The organism is Planktothrix rubescens CCAP 1459/22, assembly GCA_904830895.1.
Classification (GTDB): domain Bacteria; phylum Cyanobacteriota; class Cyanobacteriia; order Cyanobacteriales; family Microcoleaceae; genus Planktothrix; species Planktothrix agardhii.
This window is the reverse complement of record LR882958.1, coordinates 219,821-246,161: the sequence shown is the minus strand read 5'-3', so window position 1 is coordinate 246,161 and position 26,341 is coordinate 219,821. Positions and strand designations below refer to the sequence as shown.

The 26,341-nt window shown below is 41.7% G+C and carries 25 protein-coding genes; 12 read left to right on the top strand and 13 right to left on the bottom strand.

Annotation, left to right across the window (positions count from 1 at the left end; all coding sequences use genetic code 11):
- Window positions 1–38: 38 nt before the first annotated feature.
- On the bottom strand, window positions 39–1,370 hold the full coding sequence (locus NMG86_RS01230) for a class I SAM-dependent methyltransferase (RefSeq protein WP_026796828.1): 1,332 nt from the start codon (window positions 1,368–1,370) through the stop codon (window positions 39–41).
- 63 nt (window positions 1,371–1,433) lie between these two features.
- Here NMG86_RS01230 and NMG86_RS01225 point away from each other — a divergent pair, with 63 nt between their 5' ends.
- Entirely contained in the window at window positions 1,434–1,631 is a 198-nt protein-coding gene (locus tag NMG86_RS01225; protein WP_071782746.1) for a hypothetical protein, read from the top strand.
- Window positions 1,632–1,736: 105 nt separating this feature from the next.
- On the opposite strand, the gene NMG86_RS01220 is transcribed toward NMG86_RS01225, so the two are convergent.
- Window positions 1,737–2,951 carry an RNA-guided endonuclease InsQ/TnpB family protein gene (locus NMG86_RS01220; RefSeq protein WP_026798742.1) on the bottom strand — a complete coding sequence of 405 codons (1,215 nt, stop codon included), beginning with the start codon at window positions 2,949–2,951 and terminating at the stop codon, window positions 1,737–1,739.
- Between the two features lie 221 nt (window positions 2,952–3,172).
- Between NMG86_RS01220 and NMG86_RS01215 the strand changes: the two genes are divergently transcribed.
- The 3 genes from NMG86_RS01215 to NMG86_RS01205 all read left to right on the top strand — a co-directional run bounded on the left by NMG86_RS01215 (window position 3,173) and on the right by NMG86_RS01205 (window position 4,584).
- On the top strand, window positions 3,173–3,529 hold the full coding sequence (locus NMG86_RS01215) for a HesB/IscA family protein (protein WP_026796826.1): 357 nt from the start codon (window positions 3,173–3,175) through the stop codon (window positions 3,527–3,529).
- Window positions 3,530–3,693: 164 nt separating this feature from the next.
- Entirely contained in the window at window positions 3,694–4,113 is a 420-nt protein-coding gene (locus NMG86_RS01210; protein WP_026796825.1) for a tetratricopeptide repeat protein, read from the top strand.
- Window positions 4,114–4,392: 279 nt separating this feature from the next.
- Window positions 4,393–4,584, top strand: a complete 192-nt coding sequence (locus NMG86_RS01205; RefSeq protein WP_081692271.1) for a hypothetical protein — start codon at window positions 4,393–4,395, stop codon at window positions 4,582–4,584.
- Between the two features lie 408 nt (window positions 4,585–4,992).
- Here NMG86_RS01205 and NMG86_RS01200 read toward each other — a convergent pair whose 3' ends face one another.
- Complete coding sequence (locus tag NMG86_RS01200; protein ID WP_026796823.1) at window positions 4,993–5,868, bottom strand: ABC transporter permease; 876 nt, start codon at window positions 5,866–5,868, stop codon at window positions 4,993–4,995.
- Between the two features lie 181 nt (window positions 5,869–6,049).
- Between NMG86_RS01200 and NMG86_RS01195 the strand changes: the two genes are divergently transcribed.
- From NMG86_RS01195 to cysS, 5 genes are all read left to right on the top strand, one after another.
- Window positions 6,050–6,478, top strand: coding sequence for a photosystem I reaction center subunit II PsaD (locus NMG86_RS01195; RefSeq protein ID WP_026795097.1), 429 nt, complete (start codon window positions 6,050–6,052; stop codon window positions 6,476–6,478).
- A 101-nt stretch (window positions 6,479–6,579) separates the two neighbouring features.
- On the top strand, window positions 6,580–8,121 hold the full coding sequence (gene trpE / locus NMG86_RS01190; RefSeq protein WP_026796822.1) for an anthranilate synthase component I: 1,542 nt from the start codon (window positions 6,580–6,582) through the stop codon (window positions 8,119–8,121).
- A gap of 100 nt (window positions 8,122–8,221) precedes the next feature.
- Window positions 8,222–8,671, top strand: a complete 450-nt coding sequence (locus NMG86_RS01185) for a SufE family protein (RefSeq protein ID WP_026796821.1) — start codon at window positions 8,222–8,224, stop codon at window positions 8,669–8,671.
- Window positions 8,672–8,703: 32 nt separating this feature from the next.
- On the top strand, window positions 8,704–9,042 hold the full coding sequence (hisI, locus tag NMG86_RS01180) for a phosphoribosyl-AMP cyclohydrolase (protein ID WP_026796820.1): 339 nt from the start codon (window positions 8,704–8,706) through the stop codon (window positions 9,040–9,042).
- Between the two features lie 93 nt (window positions 9,043–9,135).
- Window positions 9,136–10,575, top strand: coding sequence for a cysteine--tRNA ligase (gene cysS, locus NMG86_RS01175; protein ID WP_026788320.1), 1,440 nt, complete (start codon window positions 9,136–9,138; stop codon window positions 10,573–10,575).
- Here the strand turns inward: cysS and NMG86_RS01170 are convergent.
- The 10 genes from NMG86_RS01170 to hoxE form a co-directional block, all read right to left on the bottom strand.
- Window positions 10,534–10,845, bottom strand: a complete 312-nt coding sequence (locus tag NMG86_RS01170; protein WP_051340272.1) for a hydrogenase maturation protease — start codon at window positions 10,843–10,845, stop codon at window positions 10,534–10,536. The two genes, cysS and NMG86_RS01170, sit on opposite strands and share 42 nt — an antisense overlap.
- A gap of 20 nt (window positions 10,846–10,865) precedes the next feature.
- Window positions 10,866–12,032, bottom strand: coding sequence for a SpoIIE family protein phosphatase (locus tag NMG86_RS01165; protein WP_026788319.1), 1,167 nt, complete (start codon window positions 12,030–12,032; stop codon window positions 10,866–10,868).
- A 51-nt stretch (window positions 12,033–12,083) separates the two neighbouring features.
- On the bottom strand, window positions 12,084–12,584 hold the full coding sequence (locus NMG86_RS01160) for a PAS domain-containing protein (RefSeq protein ID WP_026788318.1): 501 nt from the start codon (window positions 12,582–12,584) through the stop codon (window positions 12,084–12,086).
- Between the two features lie 10 nt (window positions 12,585–12,594).
- A complete protein-coding gene (locus NMG86_RS01155) occupies window positions 12,595–12,903 on the bottom strand; it encodes a (2Fe-2S) ferredoxin domain-containing protein (RefSeq protein ID WP_233423081.1) in 309 nt (102 codons plus the stop codon).
- A gap of 89 nt (window positions 12,904–12,992) precedes the next feature.
- Complete coding sequence (locus tag NMG86_RS01150) at window positions 12,993–14,423, bottom strand: Ni/Fe hydrogenase subunit alpha (RefSeq protein WP_026788316.1); 1,431 nt, start codon at window positions 14,421–14,423, stop codon at window positions 12,993–12,995.
- 168 nt (window positions 14,424–14,591) lie between these two features.
- Complete coding sequence (locus NMG86_RS01145; RefSeq protein ID WP_026788315.1) at window positions 14,592–15,140, bottom strand: NADH-quinone oxidoreductase subunit B family protein; 549 nt, start codon at window positions 15,138–15,140, stop codon at window positions 14,592–14,594.
- Window positions 15,128–15,844 (bottom strand): bidirectional hydrogenase complex protein HoxU, encoded by a 717-nt coding sequence (gene hoxU, locus NMG86_RS01140; protein ID WP_026788314.1) that lies wholly within the window; start codon window positions 15,842–15,844, stop codon window positions 15,128–15,130. Before hoxU ends, NMG86_RS01145 begins: the two co-directional genes overlap by 13 nt.
- 252 nt (window positions 15,845–16,096) lie before the next feature.
- Window positions 16,097–17,746, bottom strand: coding sequence for a hydroxylamine reductase (hcp, locus tag NMG86_RS01135; RefSeq protein WP_026788313.1), 1,650 nt, complete (start codon window positions 17,744–17,746; stop codon window positions 16,097–16,099).
- Window positions 17,747–17,857: 111 nt separating this feature from the next.
- The gene (locus NMG86_RS01130; protein ID WP_026795091.1) at window positions 17,858–19,474 is read right to left on the bottom strand and encodes a NuoF family protein; all 1,617 of its coding nucleotides are present in this window, start codon (window positions 19,472–19,474) and stop codon (window positions 17,858–17,860) included.
- A 280-nt stretch (window positions 19,475–19,754) separates the two neighbouring features.
- Window positions 19,755–20,285, bottom strand: coding sequence for a bidirectional hydrogenase complex protein HoxE (gene hoxE, locus NMG86_RS01125; RefSeq protein WP_026788311.1), 531 nt, complete (start codon window positions 20,283–20,285; stop codon window positions 19,755–19,757).
- 408 nt (window positions 20,286–20,693) lie between these two features.
- Between hoxE and NMG86_RS01120 the strand changes: the two genes are divergently transcribed.
- The 3 genes from NMG86_RS01120 to NMG86_RS01110 all read left to right on the top strand — a co-directional run bounded on the left by NMG86_RS01120 (window position 20,694) and on the right by NMG86_RS01110 (window position 26,208).
- Window positions 20,694–20,927, top strand: a complete 234-nt coding sequence (locus tag NMG86_RS01120) for a HypC/HybG/HupF family hydrogenase formation chaperone (RefSeq protein WP_026788310.1) — start codon at window positions 20,694–20,696, stop codon at window positions 20,925–20,927.
- 369 nt (window positions 20,928–21,296) lie between these two features.
- Window positions 21,297–25,013 (top strand): pyruvate:ferredoxin (flavodoxin) oxidoreductase, encoded by a 3,717-nt coding sequence (nifJ, locus tag NMG86_RS01115; protein ID WP_026798743.1) that lies wholly within the window; start codon window positions 21,297–21,299, stop codon window positions 25,011–25,013.
- A 184-nt stretch (window positions 25,014–25,197) separates the two neighbouring features.
- A complete protein-coding gene (locus tag NMG86_RS01110) occupies window positions 25,198–26,208 on the top strand; it encodes a dihydroorotate dehydrogenase-like protein (RefSeq protein WP_026796819.1) in 1,011 nt (336 codons plus the stop codon).
- Window positions 26,209–26,341 lie beyond the last annotated feature (133 nt).

Sequence of the window (26,341 nt, the reverse complement as noted above, 5' to 3'; positions counted from 1 at the left end):
TGCTCTAAAGTTTCATATCACCCTAACAAAATTTTTTTTTAACTTGATCCTGAATGCTGCAAAAGCACATACATAAAGGCATCTAGGGTTGTAAGTAGTTCCTTTACCTGCTCAAAGGCAATTGCAGGAGTGATCGGTTCTAGGGTAACAGGGTCTACAGGTTGGATCTGTTGCCAACGTTCTACCAGGGACATAATAGGCTGTTCCGTCTCCCACATGGGCAGCAAACAGGCAGCACGACGACTTTCAAGGGTGATTGGTACAATGGTCGGTAACTTAACATATTGACTGATTTCAAAAGGCTTTTGGGTCTTGACACATTCAATTAAGTCGTCTTTAGCTTTGCTGGTTTTGAGTTGGGGATGGAGATGGACTTGGGTTGTTTGCCAGTCTGCATCTGTCCAGTTACTCACCGGAACGATAGACTCATTTGTAATGGGATGACCACACCAAAAATCAAGCAAACGATGGATAGGATGTAAGAGTTCATAGAAATGTAAGCGATCTTCTACCGAGAGTTCGGGTAGACTCATCCCTAAAAATGCAGGTAAATTCTCAGCATCCTTAAATAAATCGATAACTTCCCAGTTTCGCCAGTTCACCATACTGATTAGCTCTAAATCTGAGTTTCTTAAGGTTGCAAAAAGTTCGGGAATTGTGTAACCTTTGTCTCCTTGAAATAGATAATTCATTAAGAAAAATTTCTTGTCTTTAATTATTACATAATTATAGGTCTGTAATTTCAATAACACTTGATCTTTCAACGCCTCCATGATTTCCCCAGTTAATTCAATCTCTAAATCCGTCGGGTTATCGTCCATTAATCCCATCATTTTGAATAGGGACTGTGCTCTAAAATAATTAACACGCTGAAACTTACTATGAAGATTGCTTCTAATTATTCCTTCTGGTTTTAATACTGACTTCATCGCCTTCAGGGGCACTGTAATATCAGGGAACAGATACAACGATTCATCATTATTAATATAATCAAACTCATACCCAATTTGGGGCAAATTTTCTATGGGTAAAACATAAAATTCGGCATTGTCAAACCCATGAAATTTTAAACGTTGACGGGCTAGTTCAATAGATTGTTCAGAAATATCAATTCCAACAATCTTAGCCCCTGGATTTGCTTCTGCTAACACTAAGGATTTATATCCAGTTCCACATCCAGCATCTAAAATAATTTTACCTTCTGTGTTAATAACTTTCTGATATTTTAGATAATAGCAAGTTACTAAATTATGGATAAATAGCAATTCATAATCGGTTTTCGGTGATTGTTCTAAGGGAGTTCTAGGATAGGGTGCGGAATCAAACTGTTGACGAATTTTTTCTAATAATTCCGGGTCGTGGTTTAGCATTGGTATTTTTAAAGTAAACTATTAAATGGCGATCGCACCCTCTATATTTATAGAATGCCATCTATGGATAACAAAATCACATTTTTACTTAAAGTTCTACTCCTATCCCTAGGATTATCGGTTTTGATCAAATTCGTTGGCCCATTGCTGACAATTCCCACGTCCTCAACCATTGCCTTAATCGCCGTTTGCTTACCTTCGGTTATTCTAGCCTTATTATTCAGTTGGCGGCTTAGACAACATTCTCAACAACCGGAATAGTTGGGCAAAAAATAGCCGATTAGGGGGAGAAATAGCGATCGCTTTTCCCCCGGAAAAAGGACACAAATTTTGGTCGCCCAGCCAGGTTTATCTGCGTTGACACTCTCAGGTCTGAAGACACTGAGATTCTAACTTCAACCTGGACACTTGCTCGACCAGACTTTCATCAAGAGGAGTAGAGGTTTCCAGTCCATTAGCGTTACTTTGGGGATGCCCTCCCCTAGCTTGTTTACCAAGATTTAGAATATTAATTGCAGCATTTGTATCTCTATGCAATTCACATCCACAATTACAAACATGGGTGCGGGTTGATAGAGATTTTTTCACTATTACCCCACAATTAGAACATTTCTGTGAAGTGTAATGGGGTGCAACAGGAATTGCTAATTTATCAAATTTAGCCGCAAAATATTCTACCCATTTTCTAAACAAATACCAACTTGCGTCAGTAATTGATTTAGCTAAACAATGGTTTTTAAGCAGATTTCTCACACTTAAATCTTCATAGACCACTAAGTCGTTAGACTTGCATACGTTACGCGCAATTCTCTTGGCGTGTTCAATCCGTTGCCTACTTACTTTTAAATGTTTTTTAGCGTAAACTTTTCTAACTTTCCGTCTCCCCGAGGAACCTTTAACTTTTTTATAGATTTGTCTCTGAGATTGCTTAATTGATTTTTCTGCCTTTCTCAGAAACTTAGGATTCGGTTCTTTATATCCATTTGAGTCTGTGTAAAACGACTCAATACCAACATCAAGTCCTATTTCTTTTCCGGTTTTGGGTTGAATATCGGTGACATTAATATTCAGACAAAATTGTGCGTAATATCCATCGGCACGACGGATTAAACGTACCCGCTTAATGTCTTTAACATTGTAGGTGTGGATATCCCATTTCCCCAACAATTTAACTTTACCAATTCCATTTTTATCGGTAAAGGTAATCTGTCTTTTGGTTGGGTGTAATTTCCATCCCGATGTTTTATATTCAACGGAACGGCAATCTTTTTGGAATTTGGGATATCCTTTTTTGCCGGAAATGTTTTTCTTACAATTGTCGTAAAAACGACTAATGGCAGACCATCCTCGCTCGGCGGCGGATTGGACTGCCATTGAATTTAAGTCGGCAACAAAGGGGAATTCATTTCTAAGAGTCGTAGAATATTTGTTTAAGGCGAATTTATCAATCTTCAAATCTCTTGAACTATCCATCCAATATCTAATCGCTTTATTGCGAATGAATTGGGTAGTACAGATAGCTTCGTCAATAGCTTTGTATTGATTGGGTTTGCCTTTGCACTTGTATTCCAGAACTATCATAGAAATCTCCTTTTTTCGACCTAATACTATGTTAACATAAATCATGAGAATATTCACGGGGAATAAATTCCCCTGAGTCGCTTTTCATCTGGTGGTCTAAAGCCACTGAGTTTTCAATCTCCCAGATGTTTCTGATAAACTATTAGAAATAGAGAAGCTCGATCAAAAGGCTATTATTTTTTGATCAGTGTAAAACATTACTACAGGAGTCAGGCCAACCCATGACACAAACGACTCAAGCCCCAACCCAAGGGGTTCAGATGACCGAATCAGCCATCAAACAAGTCCAATTTCTGCGGGAAAAGCAAGGAAAAGATCTATGTCTGCGCGTCGGAGTTCGCCAGGGCGGTTGTTCTGGAATGTCCTATTTGATGGATTTTGCTGACTCTAGTACCATTCGAGAGGATGATGATGTGTTTGATTATGAGGGGTTTAAGGTCGTTTGCGATCGCAAAAGCCTACTCTACATTTACGGCCTAGTCCTTGATTATACGGATGCTCTAATTGGTGGCGGGTTTCAGTTTACCAATCCCCAAGCCACTCAAACCTGCGGTTGTGGTAAGTCCTTTGCCACCTAATACCAATTCTTTGTGAAGGGAATCAATGGGGGAATTCATGAATTCCCCCCACATATACTTAAGTTCTGTTACAATGGAAGGTTGGCACTTCGCCCTAGGTATAGATTGGGCACTAAATAATCCAGTTTGTAGCCTATTGCCGTATTTTAAATCTACAACAAATCATGACGACTCCAGAAGAATTATTTAAGGAAGGTTTTGAACGGTATCAAGCGGGGGAAGACCCGGAAACCTTGATTCCAGTGTTTAAGGATATTTGTGATCACGCCCCAAAAAATAGTAATGCTTGGACAAGTTTAGCTTGGTTATATCTATTAGCAGATAAACCGAAATTAGCCCATAACGCGGCAAAATCGGCCGTTAAACTCAATCCCCATGATCCCCAAGCGCGAGTGAATTTAGCGACGGCGATGTTAGAGTTAGGGAAATCGGGGGTACGTTCCCACGTTGAACTCGCTAGTCAGTTAGTATTAGTAGATACAGACTGGCAACAGGAATTAGCGAAGAATTTTGAAGATGGATTAACTCGCAAACCCGACTGGAAATCCTTAGCCCGAGTCAAACAATGGTTATTTGAAGGTTAGGGAACTTTTACCTAATTTTGCTGCTCTAATTAGCATGATTAGGTAATTGTTCACAGGATAATTGAATTCTTTAAACTGCTGTAAATCCAATAAAAACGGCTGAAAATGACTGAAAATCTATAAACTCCTAAAAAGTATTAAGAAAGCGCAACAAAAAATTACATAAGTTAACTAACAAAGACAAAAAATAGTGATAGTATTTGAGAACTTCGGTTATTAACAATCAAAATCAGCCGTTCAAAAAATTTTTTGATAATAAATTAAGGAGATGGGATCACTATGGATAGCCAAGTTTTTGTCAAAGCCGAAACCCGTAATCACAAAGGCTTTTTTGTGAAACAAGGAGCCTATAAGTTAAAAAATATTGATGAATCGGGTTGGGCTTTAATCTGCGTTGATGACACCGTTTGTTATTACGTTGATCCCGATAATTTAGATACAGAAGATTCGGAGGAAACAGTCGAAGCGTGAGGCAATTTGTCTTGAACAATCTTAGGATCAAAACTTTATGCAAAGAAGTAAAAATACCTAATTAAAATGCTGTCCCAATAATTGAGGACAGCCATTTTTTTATAGACATCACTTTTTTATTATTTCTATTCCCTGTTCCCTATTCCCTATTCCCTCCCCCCCTAGCCCCCCGTGCACGGGGGGTTTGGGGGGGCTATTCCCTATTAGCCCCCCGTGCACGGAGGGTTTGGGGGGGCTGTTCCCTGTTCCCTGTTAGCCCCCAGGGCACGGGGGGTTTGGGGGGGCTGTTCCCTGTTCCCTGTTAGCCCCCAGGGCACGGGGGGTTTGGGGGGCTGTTCCCTGTTAGCCCCCAGGGCACGGGGGGTTTGGGGGGCTGTTCCCAGATCCGGCGTTCCCTGTTCCCTATTATTAACGTTGATTCCGCAAACGGGGATTGAGAAAATCGTTTAATCCTTCTCCTAAGAGAGATAAACCAACGACCATGATGGTTAATGCTAAACCTGGGAATAAAGTTGTCCACCAAATTCCGGTGGGTAATGCTTCTAAGGCAATTCTTAAATCATGTCCCCATTCGGGAATTTCATCGGGTAAACCTAGGCCTAAAAATCCTAATCCCCCTAAAGTTAAAATGGCATCCGCCGCATTTAATGTAAATAATACCGGAACACTTTGGATCACATTTAAAAACAAATAACGGGTTAAAATTCGACTGGTACTTGCCCCTAAAGCTTGGGCGGCTTCAATAAATAATTCCGTTTTAACCGAAGTAGTGTGATTGCGAACCACGCGATAATATTGAGGAATATAGGCTACACTAAGGGCGATCGCTGCATTCAAAACCCCTTTTCCTACCACAAACGCTAAAGTAATTGAAAGTAACAATCCGGGTAAAGTATAAATCGTATCCATTAAAAATAATAAAACCCGATCTATTTTTCCCCCTAAATATCCACTCACCATTCCCAATGGTACACCGATTCCCACACTCAAAATTGTTGCTAATAAAACGACTTGCCAAGCTACTTGAGTCCCAAATAATGTCCGAGAAAAGACATCATATCCTAAACGACTCGTTCCCAACCAATGTTGAGAAGACGGCGGTTGATGGATGGGGTTAGAAAGAAACTCCGTAGGACTTTGTATCCATCCCCAATTTAAAAATAAAGGTGATAATAATGCTATTAATAGAAATAAAATCGTAAGGACTAATCCACAAAAGGTCATAGCCGTTGATACGGAAGGAACCTGAAATCCCCTAAAAAGACGAAAAGATTGAACACGCATTGAATTTTTGAATATTGTATTTGAGATTAGAGCAATCTGGCCCGTTTGTCAAAAAAGTTTTTGTAGTTAAGAGTGACTCCCTCTACCCTGCTAATTTCTGTAACGGTTCTTTACGACTGCTATAGACAAGGGTAACATCAGTGTTAGGATGCCCTAAAAACATAATTTGAGTGATATTCCTATGGCAGAAGCACTGACTGGAACACCGCCTAAGTTTGGTGGTAGCACTGGTGGCTTATTAACAAAAGCCCTAGTTGAAGAAAAATATGCGATTACCTGGACTAGCAGCAAAGAACAGGTGTTTGAAATGCCCACAGGTGGCGCAGCCATTATGAATGAAGGGGACAACCTGATGTATTTAGCCCGTAAGGAACAGTGTCTAGCTTTAGGGACTCAACTGCGGTCGAAATTCAAACCCAAAATCGACAACTATAAAATCTATCGGGTTTTCCCTAACGGCGAAACTGAATACCTGCATCCTAAAGATGGCGTTTTCCCTGAAAAAGTCAACGAAGGACGTCAATCTGTGAATAGCGTTGCTCACAATATTGGTAGCAATGTTGATCCAGTTAAAGTCAAATTCACAACTAAAACCACCTCTGACGTTTAGACCGATCAGGTGCAATTAACCAGGGCAATGCCCTAAACATATTAGGATGGAGGATAGTCTATTCTTACCTTCATCCTTTATTTTTTTTATTGTTCGCCGCTATGATTTTTCCCGATTTCTCCCAATTTGCTCAACTGGCTTCCACAGGAAATTTTATTCCGGTCTATCAAGAATGGGTGGCTGATTTAGATACTCCGGTTTCGGCTTGGTATCGGGTTTGTGCCAATCAACCCTATAATTTTCTCTTGGAATCTGTTGAAGGTGGAGAAAGCATCGGGCGTTATAGTTTCTTGGGTTGTGATCCAGTTTGGATTTTAGAAGCTCATGGCGACCACACGGTACAAAAATGGCGAGATGGAACAATTCAAGAATTTATAGGCGATCCCTTCCAAGCCCTACAAGATTGTTTACAACCCTATCATCCGGTAAAATTACCCCAGTTACCCGCCGGAATTGGGGGACTATTTGGGTTTTGGGGTTATGAATTAATTCAATGGATCGAGTCCCGTGTCCCTGTACATTCCCCCAATTCCGATGATTTACCCGATGGGTTATGGATGCAGGTTGATAATTTATTAATCTTTGATCAGGTTAAACGTAAAATTTGGGCGATCGCTTATGCTGATACTCGGAATACAGATTTAGAAACGGCCTATCAACAAGCTTGTGATCGGGTTAAACAATTAGTGGCTAAATTACAATCGCCATTATCCCCGGAAAATACCCTTTTAGAATGGACTCCCCCCGCCCCCCCAACCCCCCGTGAACAGGGTGAGCAAACCCCTTTAAGCTATATTAGTAATGTTTCCCAGGAGCAATTTTGCACCAATGTAGAAAAAGGCAAACAACATATTAAAGCCGGGGATATCTTTCAAGTGGTTTTATCCCAAAGATTAACAGCCGAATATTCCGGCGATCCCTTTTCCCTTTATCGTTCTTTAAGGTTAATTAATCCTTCTCCTTATATGGCTTATTTTAACTTTGGAAACTGGCAATTAATCGGTTCTAGTCCAGAAGTTATGGTGAAAGCGGACAAAAACCTAGAAGGAAAATTAATTACCACCGTCCGTCCCATTGCGGGTACTCGGCGCCGAGGTCAAACCCATCAAGAAGATCAAGCGTTAGGGGAAGATTTATTAAAAGACCCTAAAGAAGTCGCGGAACATATTATGTTAGTCGATTTGGGACGCAATGATTTAGGCCGAGTTTGTCGGATGGGAACAGTTAAAGTTGATGAATTAATGGTAATTGAACGCTATTCTCATGTGATGCACATTGTTAGTAATGTGATTGGAGAATTAGCAGAAAATAAAACCGCCTGGGATCTGTTAAAAGCCTGTTTTCCCGCCGGGACTGTGAGCGGCGCGCCGAAAATTCGGGCGATGGAAATTATTCATGAATTAGAAGGGTGTCGTCGTGGCCCCTATTCCGGCGTTTATGGTTACTATGATTTTGAAGGACAACTCAATACTGCTATTACTATCCGCACAATGATTGTTCAAAACCAGGGTCAAGGTGAACATCAAGTTAGTGTTCAAGCGGGGGCGGGTGTAGTTGCTGACTCCCAACCTGAAAAAGAATATGAGGAAACCTTGAATAAAGCCCGGGGGTTATTAGAAGCCATTCGTTGCTTGAAATCTTGAATCCTAGGGTGCGTGCGCTACGATAGCCACACCAAAAGTCACTCACCAACCACTAACCAACACCTGCTAAACTTAGGTAGAAATTTTATGGTTTTGGATTATGTCTTCTACCACAAGCCCTTTACCTCCTAGTTTAGAACGGATTGTACAGCGTTTTAAACGTGCTTCTTCTAATAAATTGCGTTATGAACAATTAATTACTATCGCCCAAAAACTTCCTACCTTTCCAGAAGATCAGAAAATTCCTGATAATAAAGTTCCTGGTTGTGTGTCACAGGTTTATGTGATTGCTAACTTAGATGAACAGGGAAAAGTTCAGTTTCACGGGGATTCTGATTCTCAATTAACTAAGGGATTAGTTGCTTTTTTAATTATGGGAATGAATGGAATGACTCCCACAGAAGTTGTTGGACTTAACCCTGAGTTTATTCAAGAAACTGGATTACAAGCGAGTTTAACTCCTTCTCGCGCTAACGGTTTTTATAATATTTTTCAAACCTTCAAGAAAAAGGCTCAAAACTGTGATCCTAATCTTGATATTGAAGTTTAAGGGATTAATTAAATTAAAATATTAACTCAACTATGAATCAAGATTATTTGTGGATAGAAGCATTAAAATTTAATGAGCAAGGGTTAATTCCAGCGATCGCTCAAGACGCCCAAGATGGTACTATTTTAATGATGGCTTGGATGAATAAAGAATCTATTCAAAAAACCCTAGAAACTAAGGAAGTTCACTATTGGAGTCGTTCTCGTTCTGAATTATGGCACAAGGGAGCAACATCAGGACATATTCAAAAACTGAAATCATTATATTATGATTGTGACGCCGATACTCTATTATTAAAAATAGAACAAATTGGCAATATCGCTTGTCATACCGGGGCGAGAAGTTGTTTTTTTAAAGAAGTCAACTGTTGATTTTTAACTCTTAAAAATCCGTTTAAATGTTGATTGTTAACTCTTAAAAATCTGTGAAATCCGTGAAATCCGTCTAAATCCGTGATCAAAAATATGGTTATCAAAATTTATCATACTCAAACTCGCCAAAAAGAAAATTTTAAACCCTTAGAAGCAGGAAAGGTTAAAATGTATTGCTGTGGGGTGACGGTTTATGACTATTGCCATTTAGGTCATGCTAGATCCTATATTGCTTGGGATATAGTTAGACGCTATTTAGAATATAGTGGCTATACCGTTAATTATATTCAGAATTTTACCGATATTGATGATAAAATTCTCAACCGGGCCAAATTAGAAGGCGCAACAATGGAGGCGGTTTCTAATAAATATATTCAAGCCTATTTTGAAGATATCCGACGCTTGAATATTCGGGATGCAAATGCTTATCCCAGGGTGACGGAACATCTTCCCCAAATTATCCAATTAATCCAAGAATTAGTAGATCAAAGTATTGCGTATGCAGTCGATGGAGATGTTTATTATAGTGTAAAAGATTTTGCCGATTATGGCAAATTATCCGGCCGCCAACAGGAACAATTACAAGCGGGTGCGAGTGGTCGAATTTCCTCCTCCGATACCGATACAATTAAGAAGAAAGATCCCTCGGATTTTGCCCTCTGGAAAGCCGCAAAACTAGGGGAACCTGCATGGGATTCACCGTGGGGAAAAGGTCGCCCTGGATGGCATATTGAATGTTCTGCAATGGTGCGATCGCTATTAGGAAATACCATTGATATTCATGGCGGCGGCGGGGATTTAGTCTTCCCTCACCATGAGAATGAAATTGCTCAATCTGAAGGCGCAACTCATCAACCTTTAGCCAATTATTGGATGCACAATGGCATGGTGAGGGTGAGTGGTGAAAAGATGTCTAAATCTTTAGGAAATTTTACCACAATTCGCGGTTTATTAGATAGTCCTTTGGATGCGATGGTGATTCGTTTATTTATTTTACAAGCCCATTATCGCAAACCTTTAGATTTTACCGATGAGGCGATCGCTTCGGCTGAAAATGGATGGAATACGTTAAAAGAGGGGCTATTATTTGGTAGGGAATATGGCGATAAATTAGGCTTTAAACCCGATGAAAAAACCTTAATTGATGATGCTATTGGTCGGTTTAAAGAGGCAATGGATGATGATTTTAATACCCCGGAAGGGTTAGTAATTTTGTTTGAATTAGCCAAGGAATTAAGACGCGATCGCAATATATTAATTCATGGAGGCGATATTAATACCCCGACCGAACACTTACAGAAAACTTGGCAAACTTTAATGGAATTAGCCACGGTTTTCGGGTTAGAAGCAAAACCAGAGGAAAGTCAGAATTTAGGGTTAAGTGATAGTGAAATTGAAGCCTTAGTTCAGCAACGGTCAGAGGCGAAAAAAGCTAAAAATTATCCCGAAGGCGATCGGATTCGAGATCAATTGAAAGCATTAGGAATTACCCTAATTGATCAACCTGGAAATCAAACCATTTGGCATCGTTAATTGAGGTTGAATAAATTCGTTGTTGCGCTTGAGATATTTTGAGGGTAAGGCTTCCAAGGAAATAATATTAACCGTATCTCCTTCTAAAGCAGCATCGACAAAAATAACCGTATCAACTTCCGCCATTTCTGCGGCAACTGCGGGGGTGAGTTGATGGATAGAAAGCGATCGCACATTCGTTAAATTCCACTGTTCAACCTCTGTTATTACCGCTTGACCAACACCATCATCTACTCGAATGGGATTCCCATATCCGACAATTAAAATCATATTATTTTCTATATTTATTATTAACAATATTCTATCACAACTTCCTTTTGTTGACTGCGAAGTAACTGGACTAAATCTTCTATTAAGTTACGACGAATTGAAATATTTTTAGGTAATAAAGGATTCTGATAAAACTCATTAATTTGTTGACCTACTAAAAAATAAATCGAATCTCCTTCGATAATTTCCCGCGCCAATAAAACCGCCCCATTATTATCAGAAGCTAACCGGGCAATATCCCCCTTACATTTTCTCAAAATTTCCGTGGCTTTAGAAATCGTTAAAATTCCTTCTGTAACTAAATCCACCTCTTTTAGTTTACCAATAGGCGGTAAATCTTTTCGCATGGTTGCAATATCCATTTCAATAGTTTCTCCCATATAATTTGCGACTAAATTTCCAGTTGTTCCGCCACAAATTACTTTTCTGCCGGGGAAATTTAATAACCTATCGGCATATAATTCATCCTGAGTAATATCTAAAGGCGGGCCAGTAAAAATCATGACCGGGTTAGGTTTTCTAACATAAACCCCCACAAAAGTTGCATCATCGCCAATATTTTCCCGATATAAAGAACGGGTTTCAGACATTACTTGCTCAATAATTGTTCGAGAATTAGTCGCTTGACTAATAAAAATTCTCTCCATGTATTTAGCAATATTATCCCAACCCCAGCCAAAATTCATCGTATCCCCTAACCCCGCATAAAGGATACCATCACTAATCGCCCCAATAAAATCTCCCCGCTCTAATGTTCCTTCTGAATATTGAATTTTTTTCCCTAAAATCTTATCAATTTTGGTTTCTAATTTAACAATGCGACCTTTTTTAAAATAAAGAATTGGCGGATTATCAAAATTAATTACTTTAAATTCATTGGTTAAATGATTAATCGAAATAATCGTAAAAGTTGCATAGGCAATTTTTCTCACCTGACAGATAGGTAAAGTTCCAATCACGGTTTTAATCACTTCCTCTAAAGGAACATCCGCATTTAACATGGTGATTAAAATTTCCGTGGTCAAGGTGGCTAAAATACTCGCTTTTACCCCACTTCCTAAACCATCGGATAAAACAATAGTGCTTTTAGTTTCGCTTTTGGTAAATTTAACTTGGTCACCACAAAGTTCTTCGCCTTTTTTATTCAAACTCAGGTGACAAATATCAAAAAAGTTATCTTGACTCATATTAATTTTATTAAAATATAGGGAATAGATAGAAACCCGGTTTCCGATAGTTTACTGATTCACCAGTTCAATAATTTTGAGTAAACTAATTTTAGTTTCGGCGGTGGTTTCTCCTAATAACCCGGCAATTTCTTGAGCGACTTTCATTTGATTATCAACTACTTCATTCACTTTTTTAACGGTTTCTGCCTTGATTATATCCGTTTCTTTTTTACGTTCCATTTCGGCGGTAATATCGCTCATAATACAGCCAATAATATTTTCTTCCTTAATGGGAAAAATAAACTCTCGAATATACAAATGATATTCAGGATATTCTGTTTCCCGTCCCCGAATTACCTGATTAGTTTCCCAAACAGTTTTAAAATGATCTACATTCCCTAAAATTTCGGTTACGGGTTTACCAATAATTTCACTCGCTTCAACATTAAATAGTTTACAAAAAGCCGGATTAACAACTTTAATCATCAAGTCTGAATCTACGGCAATTAAACCGTTAGGATCATATTCCCACAAAAGTTGCCAGAGGTGATTCTGAGTTGTTTCTAACATGGTGTTTATCTCAATTCTGATCTTTAATGGCGGGAAGAATTTCTTGCAAAAATCTATCTTCAATATTTTGAGGACTAATATTAATAAAATGTAAGTCCTTAAATTTCATCACAATTCCCGAACTACAAGTTTCTAAACAAAATGAGCCTTTTAGCTCAATTTTGTGATCAATATCATATTCACTCATCAAGGCTTGCAATTTCGGTAACACTTCATACACTCCAAGCTGATGACAAGCAGAACCCATACATAAATATAAGTTTTCCTTTGGCATTTTTTGCCTCCTAATATCATAAATCCGTTGTTGGGCTTTAGCCATTAAGATTGCGCTTAAGCGCAACAACGGGATTGAAAAATGTTGTTGGGCTTTAGCCATTAAGATTGCGCTTAAGCGCAACAACGGTGGGGTTAATGGCGGTATTTTTCTTTAATTACTGTTCCATCCTTTTGAATTAATTGGATGTGCAAAGGCATTTGTCCGACGGCGTGGGTGGAACAACTTAAACAAGGATCATAAGCCCGAATTCCGGCTTCGACTCGGTTTAACATTCCCTCTGGAATCTCATTTCCATGAATATAATGTTGGGCAATTTGAGTCACGGTTTTATTCATGGCTAAATTGTTTTGTCCGGTGGCAATAATTAAGTTAACTTTCTTAATTAATCCGTTTTCATCTACTTGATAATGATGGAATAAAGTGCCGCGTGGAGCTTCACTAACTCCCACTCCTTCTAAACAGTTAATCCCCGCCTCTGAACGCACCCGTTTTGAGATAATATCAGGGTCATCAACTAACTGTTCAATGGCTTCAATACAAGCGAGAATTTCCACCAAACGAGCATAATGATAAAAGAAGGAAGAAGTAGCTACCCGTCCCCCCGCCCGATGCCGAAATTCAATTAATTCTCGGTCTGCATCTTCGGTACCAATACAGTCACAAACATTCAATCTTGCTAAGGGCCCAACGCGATAAATACCATCGGGATATCCCAGGGGTTTGTAATAGGGAAACTTCAAATAAGACCAATTTTCAACGGCTTCTCCCAGGAAATCTTGATAGTTATCTTCACTCAAACCATCGGCAACAATTTCCCCATTACTATCAATAAATCTTAGGTGTCCGCCGTAGTGTTCCCAAGTACCATCGGGGGCAACTAACCCCATAAATAATGAGGGGAATTTGCCAAAAACATCAATTTCGGTTTTTAATTCCGTATCTAATAAACGCTTAAAGATACTAATAGCTAATTCGGTGGTTTGTCGAGCTTCAGGTAAGCGGTTAATAATCCATTCTCGGCCTTCATCGGAAAGGGGAGAACGCACCCCACCGGGAACGGCCCAAGCCGCATGAATTTTTCTGGCTCCTAATAGTTCAATTACCGTTTGTCCGAACTGACGCAGGCGAATTCCTGCCCGAGCTAAATCAGGATCAGCCGCCATTAAACCAAAGACATTGCGTTTAGCAGGATCACTATCCCAACCTAATAGAAAATCAGGACTACTGAGGTGGAAAAAACTTAAAGCATGGGATTGAATTAATTGGGCTAAATTCATCATCCGGCGCAGTTTTTCCCCCGCCGGAGGTACTTGCACTGCAAGGATTTTATCCCCGGTTTTTGCAGAAGCTAAGAGGTGACTAACGGGACAAATTCCGCAAATTCGAGCGGTAATTCCAGCCATTTCAAACATCGGTCTTCCTTCGCAGAATTTTTCAAAACCGCGAAATTCTACGACGTGAAAACGGGCATTTTCGACTTCTCCCGCATCATCTAAATAGACTGATATTTTAGCATGACCTTCAATCCGAGTTACGGGATCAATAATAACGGTTTTAGACATATTTTTAACCTCTGTAATTTGTTATTAAGATTGAGCATTTCTATCCCGTTGTTGCGCTTCAGCGCATCTAAAAATTGTTGTTGCGCTTCAGCGCATCTTTATTAGATTTGAGGATGAAAATTAAGGGTTATAATTTATATCCTCTCGTGCGCTTAAGCGCAACAACGATTAACCGAATTTGATCATTTCCCGTCCTTCCATTACGGGTCTTTTTCCTTCTAATAAAGGAGCGATCGCCGATTTAATTCTATCCGCAGAAGGAGGACATCCGGGTAAAAAGATGTCAATATCAACTAATTCATGAATCGGACGAACTCGCTCTAAAAGTTCAGGCACAATACCCGGTTCATTAGGCAATTGAGCCCCAATATCACTCAGTTCCAAATAACAGCGTTTTAAGACAGGTTCCGTACTGCCTAACATATTTCTCATCGCCGGAACATTAGCTGTTACCGCACAATCTCCAAAGGAAATTAAGAGTTTAGTCCGTTTTCTGACTTGATATAATAACTCTAAATTTTCTTCATTGGCAACCGCCCCTTCCACTAAACAAACATCGACATTTTCAGGATATTCTTTGATATCACAACCCACCGGACTAAAGACAACATCGACTTTTTCCGCGAGATCAAACAGCCATTCATCTAAGTCTAAAAACGACATATGGCAACCGGAACAACCCGCCAACCAAACCGTAGCAAATTTTATCTTGTCCATTGATGTTTCCCTCTTGCATCTGCTAAGAATTCTAGTTTTTCACTATCCCGTTGCATTTCCGCCGTGGTAGTACCTTTTTTAAAGATTGAACCCGTGGGACAAGCATCGACACATTTACCACAGGAGGTACAAGCATCCACATCCCCCCAGGGTTGATTTAAACCACTAATAATTTTAGCTGCGGCTCCCCGATAGCCGACATCCCAGACGTGGGCTCCTTCAATTTCAGCACAAACTCTCACACACCGAGTACACATAATACAACGGTTATGATCGATGCCGAATTTACTATGAGAAATGTCTACTTCCCGGTCAGGAAAGCGATAGGGAAAACGGCTATGATCCATGCCCACTTCAATTGCAACGTCCTGTAATTCGCAGTTACCATTAGCAACACAAACGGCGCAAACATGATTTCCTTCTGCGAATAATAACTCCACGGTCATGCGTCGATATTCTTGCAGTTGGGGGGTTTGGGTACAGACTTCCATACCTTCTGCAACTTCGGTTACACAAGCTGGTAATAAACGATTAATTCCTTTAATTTCTACTAGGCATAACCGACAAGCACCCACATCAGAAACCCCGTCTAAATGACAGAGTTTGGGAATTTTGACCCCGGCTTCTTCGGCGGCTTTGAGTACAGATGTTCCTTCTTCAGCAGCAACATCAATTCCATCTATTTTTAGGGTTTTTACGGACATAATTTTTTCATCTCCTCTGAGGTTTAAATATCAAATTTAATCCTTTAACTTTAAGATGTATCTGGTTTCATTATAGCAGTTTTTCCTAATAATTTTTACATGATTTTTTAGGGTTTGACCCCCCTAACCCCCCTTAGTAATGGGGGAACCGGATTGATTTCAAAGTCCCCCTTTTTTAAGGGGGATTTAGGGGGATCTGATTCGGCTACAATCAGATTTTTTCGGCCGTCTTTGACACCCATGAAATTAACCCTAGGCTAAACAAGCGGCTAAATCTTCATCGGGGGTAGAAATCGCTTTCAGATGATAGGTGTCCGATAGTAATTGGAACACATTCGGAGAAATAAAAGCGGGTAATGTCGGGCCTAAACGAATGTCTTGAATCCCCAAATATAACAGAGTTAATAACACCGCTACAGCTTTTTGTTCATACCATGACAAAATCATTGATAGGGGTAATTCATTCACACCAATATCAAAAGCTTTAGCTAATCCTAAAGCAATTTGAATGGCAGAATAAGCATCATTACATTGTCCCACATCCATCAATCGAGGAATGTTACCAATTTCACCTAATTCTTTATCAAAAAAGCGGAATTTTCCACAAGCTAAGGTGAGGACAACACAATCTTGGGGAACTTTTTCCACAAATTCTGTATAGTAACTCCGTCCGGGTTTGGCCCCATCACAACCGCCGACTAAAAAGAAGTGACGAATTTTCCCTGCTTTAACCGCTTCAACCACATGATCAGCTACACTTAAAACTGCATTATGGGCAAATCCGGTTTTCACTTCCCGGGGGGTTTCATCATCCAAAAAGCCGGGGAGTTCTAGCGCTTCTTGAATCACTGGAGTAAAGTCAGGAATACCATCAGCATCGGAGGGTAAATAGCCTAACCCCGGATAGCCCACGGGCCCAAGAGTAAACAGTTTTTGATCATAGGTTTCATGGGGCGGCATTAAACAATTTGTTGTCACCACAATCGCCCCAGGAAACTTAGCAAAATCTTTGGTTTGATTCTGCCATGCTGTGCCAAAATGTCCGAACAAATGGGGATAATTTTGTTTTAAAATCGGATATCCATGGGCGGGTAATAATTCCCCGTGGGTATAAACCGTAATCCCCGTATCTACGGTTTGTTTTAACAGGGCTTCTAACTGTTTAATATCATGTCCAGAGACTAAAATAGCCTTACCTTGACGATGATTTAAGGGAACACTTGTCGGGGTGGGATGTCCATAATGTCCGGTATGTCCGGCATCTAATAATTCCATCGCCCGTAGGTTCATTTCTCCGACTTTCAAGGCTAAACCCACCCAGGCATTTAAGTCTAAATCCTGCCGATCTAAAGCAATTAAGGCTTCATAGATAAACTGATAAATCTTCTCATCTTCCTGACCCAGTTCGTAGGCGTGGAAGGCGTAGGAAGCTAATCCTTTAATGCCATAAATGGTGGTTAATTGCAAGGAATAGATATCAATATTCCCACTGGCTTTTTGAATTAAATCTAAGGCAAACTGTTGTCCCTGTTCGGATAAATCCCCCTCAAAATCCGGCTGATAATTACAAATTTCTGGCCAGGAAATTGGGGTGGGACTCTGATTTTCAACAGCTTGTTTTAAGGTTTTTCGCAATTGTAAAACCTGTTGGGCAGAATCAGCAAATCGCTTCGTACTAAAGTTAACATTCGTCATCGTTGAAAACATCGCTTCACAGGTAAAACGATCAATTTCTCGATTAGGAATACCTAACTCATAAGCTTTTAAAGCAATGGGGGCAATACTGCGTAAGCAATAGACTAATAAATCTTGGATTGAATTAACTTCTGGACTTTTACCACAAGCCCCCCATTGATGACAGCCATTTCCACTGGCGGTTTGTTCACATTGTTCGCAAAACATTTTTTATTATCCTTACTTGCAAGTATTGGATACAATGGGTGAATTTTATCTTTGTTGATACCAATAAATAGTCACCCATTGCAGATAGAAACCATCCCATTTTTAGGGATGTTAAGACCCCGAAACCCGTCCGCTTTCTTCTGGTTGCAATAATGCCTGATATTCCTCTGGAAAATAACGCAACGTACTCAAGACCGGGTTAGGGGCTGTTTGTCCGAGTCCGCATAAACTGGTGGCTTTGACCATTTCCGACAACAGTTTCATTTTCTCAATATCTGCGGTAGTAGCTTGTTTATTGAGAATTTTGGTTAACATTTGATACAGTTGGACTGTTCCGGTGCGGCAGGGAACACATTTTCCGCAGGTTTCCCCCCGACAGAATTCCATATAGAATTGGGCAACTTGCACCATACTGGTATCTTCGTCCAGTACCACCATACCCCCTGACCCCATCATAGATCCTAATTGGGCCAAGGATTCGTAATCTACCGGGGTATCCAAATGTTCTGCGGGAATACAACCTCCCGATGGCCCTCCAGTTTGCACGGCTTTCACCTTCACCCCGCCGGGAATACCGCCCCCCATGTCCTCGATAATTGTCCGTAAACTAATTCCCATGGGGACTTCAATTAAACCGGTATTCCGAATTTTGCCCGTGAGGGAGAAAATTTTAGTCCCCTTGCTTTTTTCTGTGCCGATACTGGAAAACCAGTCGCTACCTTTTTTAATAATTGGGGCAATATTGGCTAAGGTTTCGACGTTATTAATTAAGGTGGGCTCCCCCCATAACCCGGAAACGGCGGGATAGGGCGGGCGAGGGCGAGGAGTGCCACGTCCCCCATCAATGGAGGCAATTAGGGCGGTTTCTTCCCCACATACAAAGGCTCCCGCCCCCACCCGAATATCAATGCGAAAATCTATCCCCGATCCAAAGACTTGACTCCCTAAAATCCCTTGGCGTTTGGCCTGTTGAATGGCTTTTTGTAGACGGGAAATGGCCAGGGGATATTCGGCCCGGACATAGATATAACCCTGGGTCGCACCAACAGCATATCCAGCGATCGCCATTCCTTCTAAGATCCGATGGGGGTCACTTTCCAACACACTCCGATCCATAAAGGCGCCGGGATCTCCTTCATCGGCGTTACAAATCACATATTTCTGTCCGGGGGGCATTTTGGCAACGGTGGCCCATTTTAATCCCGTAGGATATCCGGCCCCGCCTCGACCCCGGAGCCCAGATTTAGTAATTTCAGCTACCACCTCGGCCGGACTCATTTCATAAACGGCATGGTGCAGGGCTTGGTATCCACCTACGGCGATATATTCACCAATTTTTTCCGGGTCAATTTTACCGCTATTTTCTCGAACAATTAGCAGTTGGCCACTAAAAAAGGGATGGTGGCGATCGCCTAGGACGGGTTTAGCCTCTCCCCCATTCAGGGCTTCAATAATAGAGGGGGCTTCTTCGGGCGTCACTCTCTCGTATTGGAGTCCGACGGGTTCGACTTCTACGATCGGCCCCCGGCCACAAAATCCCATGCAACCGACCCCGACTACTTGCACTCTTTCCTCAAGTCCGGCGGCTTTCACGGCTGCATCCATTTGGTCTTTGACACCCAAGGAATTTGAGGCCACACATCCGGTTGAGGTACAACAATGCACCCGGATCGGTTTTTGGGATTTTTGTTCCTTCTCGGCTAATTCTAATAATTCGCTATATTCCATAATTTTTGTTTTCCTCTATAAAGGCAACAGGCAAGTATCAAGACAAATCAGTTATCAATCAGCAGTGCGAGCGTCCTCGCTCGCTAACTCGTAAAATATTGGGGTAAGGTCAGGCTGGCATTTACTAACTTTTGGTTAAGGTCAGACTTGCTAACTTTTGGTTAAGGTCAGACTTGCTAACTTTTGGTTAAGGTCAGACTTGCTAACTTTTGGTTAAGGTCAGCGAGCGAGGACGCTCGCACTTCCCTACTCCCCCCGGCTCCCCGGCCCCCCTACTCTCTTACTCCCCCTGCTCCCATGCCGCCATGCGATCGCAGGCCATTTCCGAGGTCTGTTGGGCGGCTACTTTGCCATCAAAGACAACGGCCGGAGCAATACCACAGGCCCCAATACAACGGGCGGTCATAATCGAAATTTGACCATCGGCGGTGGTTTCCCCGGCTTTAATTCCGGTTCGGGCTTCTAAGGCGGTTAAGACATCCCCGCCCCCTTTGACATAACAAGCTGTTCCTAAACAAACCACACAGGTATGAGCGCCATTGGGTTTAAGGGAGAATAAATGATAGAAGGTGGCGACTCCATAGACATAACTGAGGGGAAGTTTCAGATTTCTGGCCACATAAATTAGAACATCTTCTTCTAAAAAGCCAAAGGATTCTTGGGCTTTATGTAGCACCTCAATTAAGGCGTCCTGACGATATTGGTTGCGCTTCATGGTCATATCCAGGACTTTAAACCGTTTATCGCCTCCTTTTGTGGCTCCAGCTTTGGGTTTATCGGCTTTTGCAGTCGTTACCGTAGAAGATTGCATAGTTCTGTTCTCTACTAATGATGTGGATTTTGACACTCATTTTGTAATCAAATATACCTTTAGAAAAGTTGGGTTCAGTTCACCACAAAAGGGTCACAAATTTAATCATGAACCTTTGGGGACTCAAGGATTATAGACTAGGTTGAGAGTTGTATAAACAACGGTTGTGTTGTTTATCTCGATAATTCTGGGTTGGGTTCCAACTTCTCTCCTAAGTTGTAAGTCTACTGCTAATTTATGGAAAAAAGTATTAAAATAAAGAAAAGAATTAATCGGCCTGGGTTAATAATGGATGTGGTATTAATCGGACTGAAATACTGGGACAATCCCTACCACAAGAAATGGTCTGGATTTTTCATCAGTTTTCCCTCCTTGCTTCAAAAAACGTAACATTTTTAGGTGCACCCGATGTGTTTAGCAATTCCAGGTCAATTATTGAGTATTTCCGGTGATGACCCCTTGGCAAAAGTCGGCAAAGTCAGCTTTGGTGGAATGGTCAAGGAAGTCAACTTAGCTTATGTTCCAGAGGTTCAAGTGGGTGACTATGTGATTGTTCATGTCGGTTTTGCTTTGAGTATTGTGGATGAACAGGCAGCCCAACAAACCTTAACGGACTTACAACAAATGATGACAATAAGTTAAAAAACGTTAAGCAATGATCCACTTTTCCCCATTTTTATTAGATGATCTAAAGCAGTAACTCAGGGAAAGTAGACCTCAAAAATTCTTAATCAAAATTTAAGGATGTTTTAATCTCGATCAGGATTTACCTATGGAAAACCCTCAATTAAACAACGACGGAGATTATTAGGGAAAGCTGAATTAATTGTTAAGGAAAATTCCGTCTGTTTAACTACAGAATTACAATGATCGTAAATTCCAACTAAACATCACCAAGTATGAATTCAGGCGCGTAAATTGCCAAAAGAATTCTGTAGGAAAGCGGGCGATGCCACAAAGTGGCGGCTACGCCATCGCATCAAGTTTTTATTAAAGAGAGGAATTTCAAGAATGAATACAAAAAATTATGCAACCCTAGATGGTAACGAAGCCGTTGCTCGTGTTGCTTATCGTTTGAGTGAAGTTATCGCCATTTATCCGATCACCCCGTCCTCACCCATGGGAGAATGGGCTGATGCTTGGGCCTCCGTGGGGGATAAAAACCTCTGGGGGACGGTTCCGGCCGTGGTAGAAATGCAAAGCGAAGGCGGGGCGGCTGGGGCCGTACACGGGGCTTTACAAGCGGGTTCCCTGACAACCACCTTCACCGCATCCCAAGGGTTAATGTTAATGCTCCCCAACCTCTACAAAATCGCGGGAGAGTTAACCTGTGCCGTGATCCAAGTGGCCGCCCGTTCCTTAGCCGCCCAAGGGTTATCTATTTTCGGCGACCATAGTGATGTGATGGCAGCTAGGGCCACGGGGTTCGCCCTGTTGTGTTCCGCCTCGGTGCAGGAAGCCCAGGATATGGCCTTAATTGCCCAGGCATCCACCCTAGAATCACGAATTCCTTTTATTCACTTTTTTGACGGATTTCGTACCTCCCATGAAGTCCAAAAAATTGAACTATTAGAGGATAGTGATATCCGAGAATTAATCGATGATAAATACGTTTATGAACATCGCAACCGCGCTTTAACACCTGACCGTCCTGTCCTGCGAGGAACGGCCCAAAACCCCGATGTTTATTTCCAAGGCCGAGAAACCGTTAATATTTTTTATGATCAAACCCCCGAAATTGTACAACGGGCAATGGATAAATTGGGGCAACGGACGGGACGTAATTATAAACTATTTGAATATCACGGCGCCCCCGATGCCGAACGGGTAATTATTCTCATGGGTTCCGGTTGTGAAACCGTCCATGAAACCGTGGATTATTTGAATGCCCAAGGGGAAAAATTAGGGGTATTAAAAGTTCGATTATATCGGCCTTGGGATGGGGAACAATTAATTGCTGAACTGCCAGAAACTGTCAAAGCGATCGCGGTTTTAGATCGGACAAAAGAACCCGGTTCTAGTGGAGAACCTCTCTATTTGGATGTGGTTACGGCGGTTCAAGAAGTGATGTTAGGAGATAACGATACTCTTAAAGCTAAGATTAAAAATCTTAAAGTCTTAGTAGGTGGACGTTATGGGTTATCTTCCAAGGAATTTAACCCGGCAATGGTTAAGAGTATTTTTGAGAATATTACCCCCCCAACCCCCCCTTACCAAGGCGGGGATCAAGAGGGGGTTACTTATCAAGGGGGGGTTAAACCCAAAAATCACTTTACCATCGGTATTAATGATGATGTCAGCCACACATCTTTAGAATACGATCCCAACTTCTCCACCGAACCCGATAACGTGGTGCGGGCGATGTTCTACGGTTTAGGTGCAGATGGTACCGTTGGCGCGAATAAAAACTCAATCAAAATTATTGGGGAAGAAACCGATAATTATGCCCAAGGATATTTTGTTTATGACTCCAAAAAATCCGGGGCTGTTACCGTTTCTCACCTGCGTTTTGGGCCGCAACCGATCCGGTCGATTTATTTAATTAGTCAAGCTAATTTTATCGGTTGCCATCAATGGACGTTTATCGAAAGATTAGACGTTCTCCAATGCGCGATGGAAGGTTCAACTTTCCTCTTAAATAGTCCATACGGCCCCGATCAAGTTTGGGAATATCTGCCCTTAGAAATTCAGGAAGATATTGTTAGAAAAAATCTGAAATTCTATGTTATTGATGCCAATAAAGTTGCCCGTGATACGGGGATGGGAAACCGGATCAATACTATTATGCAGGTGTGTTTCTTTGCCTTAGCGAAAGTATTGCCAAGGGAAGAAGCGATCGCCCAAATCAAAAAAGCGATCGAAAAAACCTATGGTAAGAAAGGAGCAGAAATTGTTCGCTTAAACTTAAAGGCCGTTGATGAGACCCTAGAACACCTTTATGAAGTCAACGTTGCCAATGTTGTAGAGACGCGCCATGGCACGTCTCTACTACGGCGGGCCGAACCCGTATCCGTCGGAGCCCCTACCTTTGTTAAAGAAGTTGAAGGCATGATGATCGCCGGACGGGGGGATGATTTACCCGTTAGTAAACTGCCCTGCGATGGTACTTATCCCACCGGAACCTCCAAATGGGAAAAACGCAACGTCGCCCAGGATATCCCGGTTTGGGATGCGGATGTCTGTATCCAGTGTGGTAAATGTGTGATGGTTTGTCCCCATGCCACAATTCGGGGTAAAGCTTACGATGAGGCTGCCCTGGAAAACGCCCCCGCCAGTTTCAAATTTACCAACGTTAAGGATAAAGTCTTTACCGGGGAAAAATTCACCATCCAAGTTGCCCCGGAAGACTGTACCGGATGTGGCATCTGTGTGGATGTTTGCCCGGCAAAAAATAAATCCATGCCTTCAAGAAAAGCGATCAACATGGAACCCCAGTTACCCCTGCGGGAACAAGAAGCGACGAATTGGGACTTTTTCCTGGGTATTCCCAACCCCGATCGGTTAAAATTACGGCCAGATTTGATCCGTCAACAACAATGGCAAGAACCGTTATTTGAGTTCTCCGGCGCCTGTGGCGGATGTGGCGAAACTCCCTATATTAAGTTAGTCACGCAGTTATTTGGCGATCGGATGATCGTGGCTAACGCCACCGGATGTTCCTCTATTTATGGCGGGAACTTACCCACAACCCCCTGGACAACAAACGCCGACGGTCGCGGCCCGGCTTGGTCTAATAGCTTATTTGAAGATAACGCCGAATTTGGTTTAGGCTTCCGTATGTCCATTGACAAACACGCTGGGTTTGCTCTGGAATTGTTACATAAACTAGGCGGCGACGTCGGGGATAATTTAGTTACGCAAATTACTGATAATTCCCAAAAATCAGAGGCTGATATTTGGGAACAACGGAAACTGGTCGTCCAACTCAAAGAAAAACTGCAAGGAGTCAATTCCCCTGACGCCCAACAGTTACTCAGTTTGGCTGATTATTTAGTTAAAAAATCCGTTTGGATTATTGGGGGAGATGGTTGGGCCTATGATATTGGTTACGGTGGCTTAGATCATGTTATTGCCAGTGGCCGTAACGTTAATATTTTGGTTTTGGATACCGAAGTTTATTCCAACACCGGGGGTCAGTCCTCGAAAGCCACCCCCCGCGGCGCGGTTGCTAAGTTTGCAGCCGGAGGAAAAGCGTCACCCAAGAAGGACTTAGGCCTAATTGCCATGACCTACGGTAACGTTTATGTGGCGAGTGTGGCGATGGGGGCCAAGGATGAACACACGCTGAAGGCGTTCTTGGAAGCGGAAGCCTACGACGGGCCATCAATTATTATTGCCTATTCTCACTGTATTGCCCACGGGATTAATATGACAACGGCTATGACCCATCAAAAAGATCTGGTGGAAAGTGGCCGTTGGTTACTGTATCGGTATAACCCCGACTTGAAAGAAGCAGGCAAAAACCCGTTAATTTTGGATTCTAAATCACCTAAGAAAACCGTTGAGGCGTCTATGTATGCGGAAAACCGTTTCAAAATGTTGACCAAGAGCAAACCTGCTGATGCCAAACGGTTGTTAAAAGAAGCCCAAGAAGACGTCAGTACCCGTTGGAAAATGTATGAATATATGGCCGCTCGTCCGTTAGAAACTAAGGGTAATAACGGTCATTCTGAAGGGAAATCAGCCCCAATTTCGGAAGGTAAACCCCCAGAAACTACACCTGTATAAATCCTTCTTAACCTGCCCCCTAGACCCCCCTAGCCCCCCAAGGGGGGAACCGGATGTTCAAAGTCCCTTTTTTTGAGGGGGGAACCAGAAAGTCAAAGTCCCCCTTACTAAGGGGGATTTAGGGGGTGTGATCTCGGCGTCAAACCAATCATTATTAATCATCTAAAACTTAGGACTAAAAACAATGGATTTAACCACAACTTATCTAGGATTAAATTTACGAACTCCGATTGTTCCTTCTGCTGCTGCACCGTTATCTGAAGATATTGATAATATTAAACGCTTAGAAGATGCGGGGGCAGCTGCGGTGGTTTTACATTCCTTATTTGAGGAACAATTACTGCGGGATAAATTTGAACTGCATCATCATTTAGAATACGGAACAAATAGCTTTGCGGAGGCTTTAAGTTATTTTCCTGAACCTGATGAATACCACGTTGGGCCAGAACTTTATTTAGAACATATTCGTCAGGCTAGAGAATCAACAAATATCCCGATTATTGCTAGTTTAAATGGTTTTTCTCCTGGGGGTTGGGTGGAATATGCTCGACTGATGCAACAGGCGGGGGCGAATGCGATTGAATTGAATATTTATTATGTACCAACGGACATTAATTTAACAGGAGAACAAATCGAACAAAACTATCTTAATACCATTAGAGATGTTAAGGCAGAAGTTACTATTCCTCTGGCTTTAAAACTGAGTCCCTATTTCAGCAATATGGCGAATATGGCGAAACAATGTTGCGATGCGGGGGCCGATGGTTTAGTATTATTTAATCGCTTTCTGCAACCGGATATTAACCCCGAAGAATTGATTGTTGAACCGGGAACTATTTTAAGTAGTCCCCATGACCTGCGTTTACCTATGCGTTGGATTGCAATTTTATATGGTCGAATTAATGCGGATTTAGCCTGTACCAGTGGGGTTCAACGTGGTCATGATGCAATTAAAGTATTAATGGCGGGGGCAAAAATTACTCAAGTGTGTTCAACCTTATTACGTCATGGTTTTAATTATATTAAAGTCATGGAGGAGGATATGAAACACTGGATGGAAGAACACGAATATGAGTCTGTTAAACAAATGCAGGGTTCTATGTCGCAACTCCATTGTGAGGATAAATCAGCTTATGAACGCGCCCAATATATGAAGACAATTACATCCTATCAACCCGATCATAGTTTAGTTTAGACCCCACCCCAGCCCTCCCCTTGGTAATGGGAGGATTTTTTATTTAGACCCCACCCCAGCCCTCCCCTTGGTAATGGGAGGATTTTTTATTTAGACCCCACCCCAGCCCTCCCCTTGGTAATGGGAGGATTTT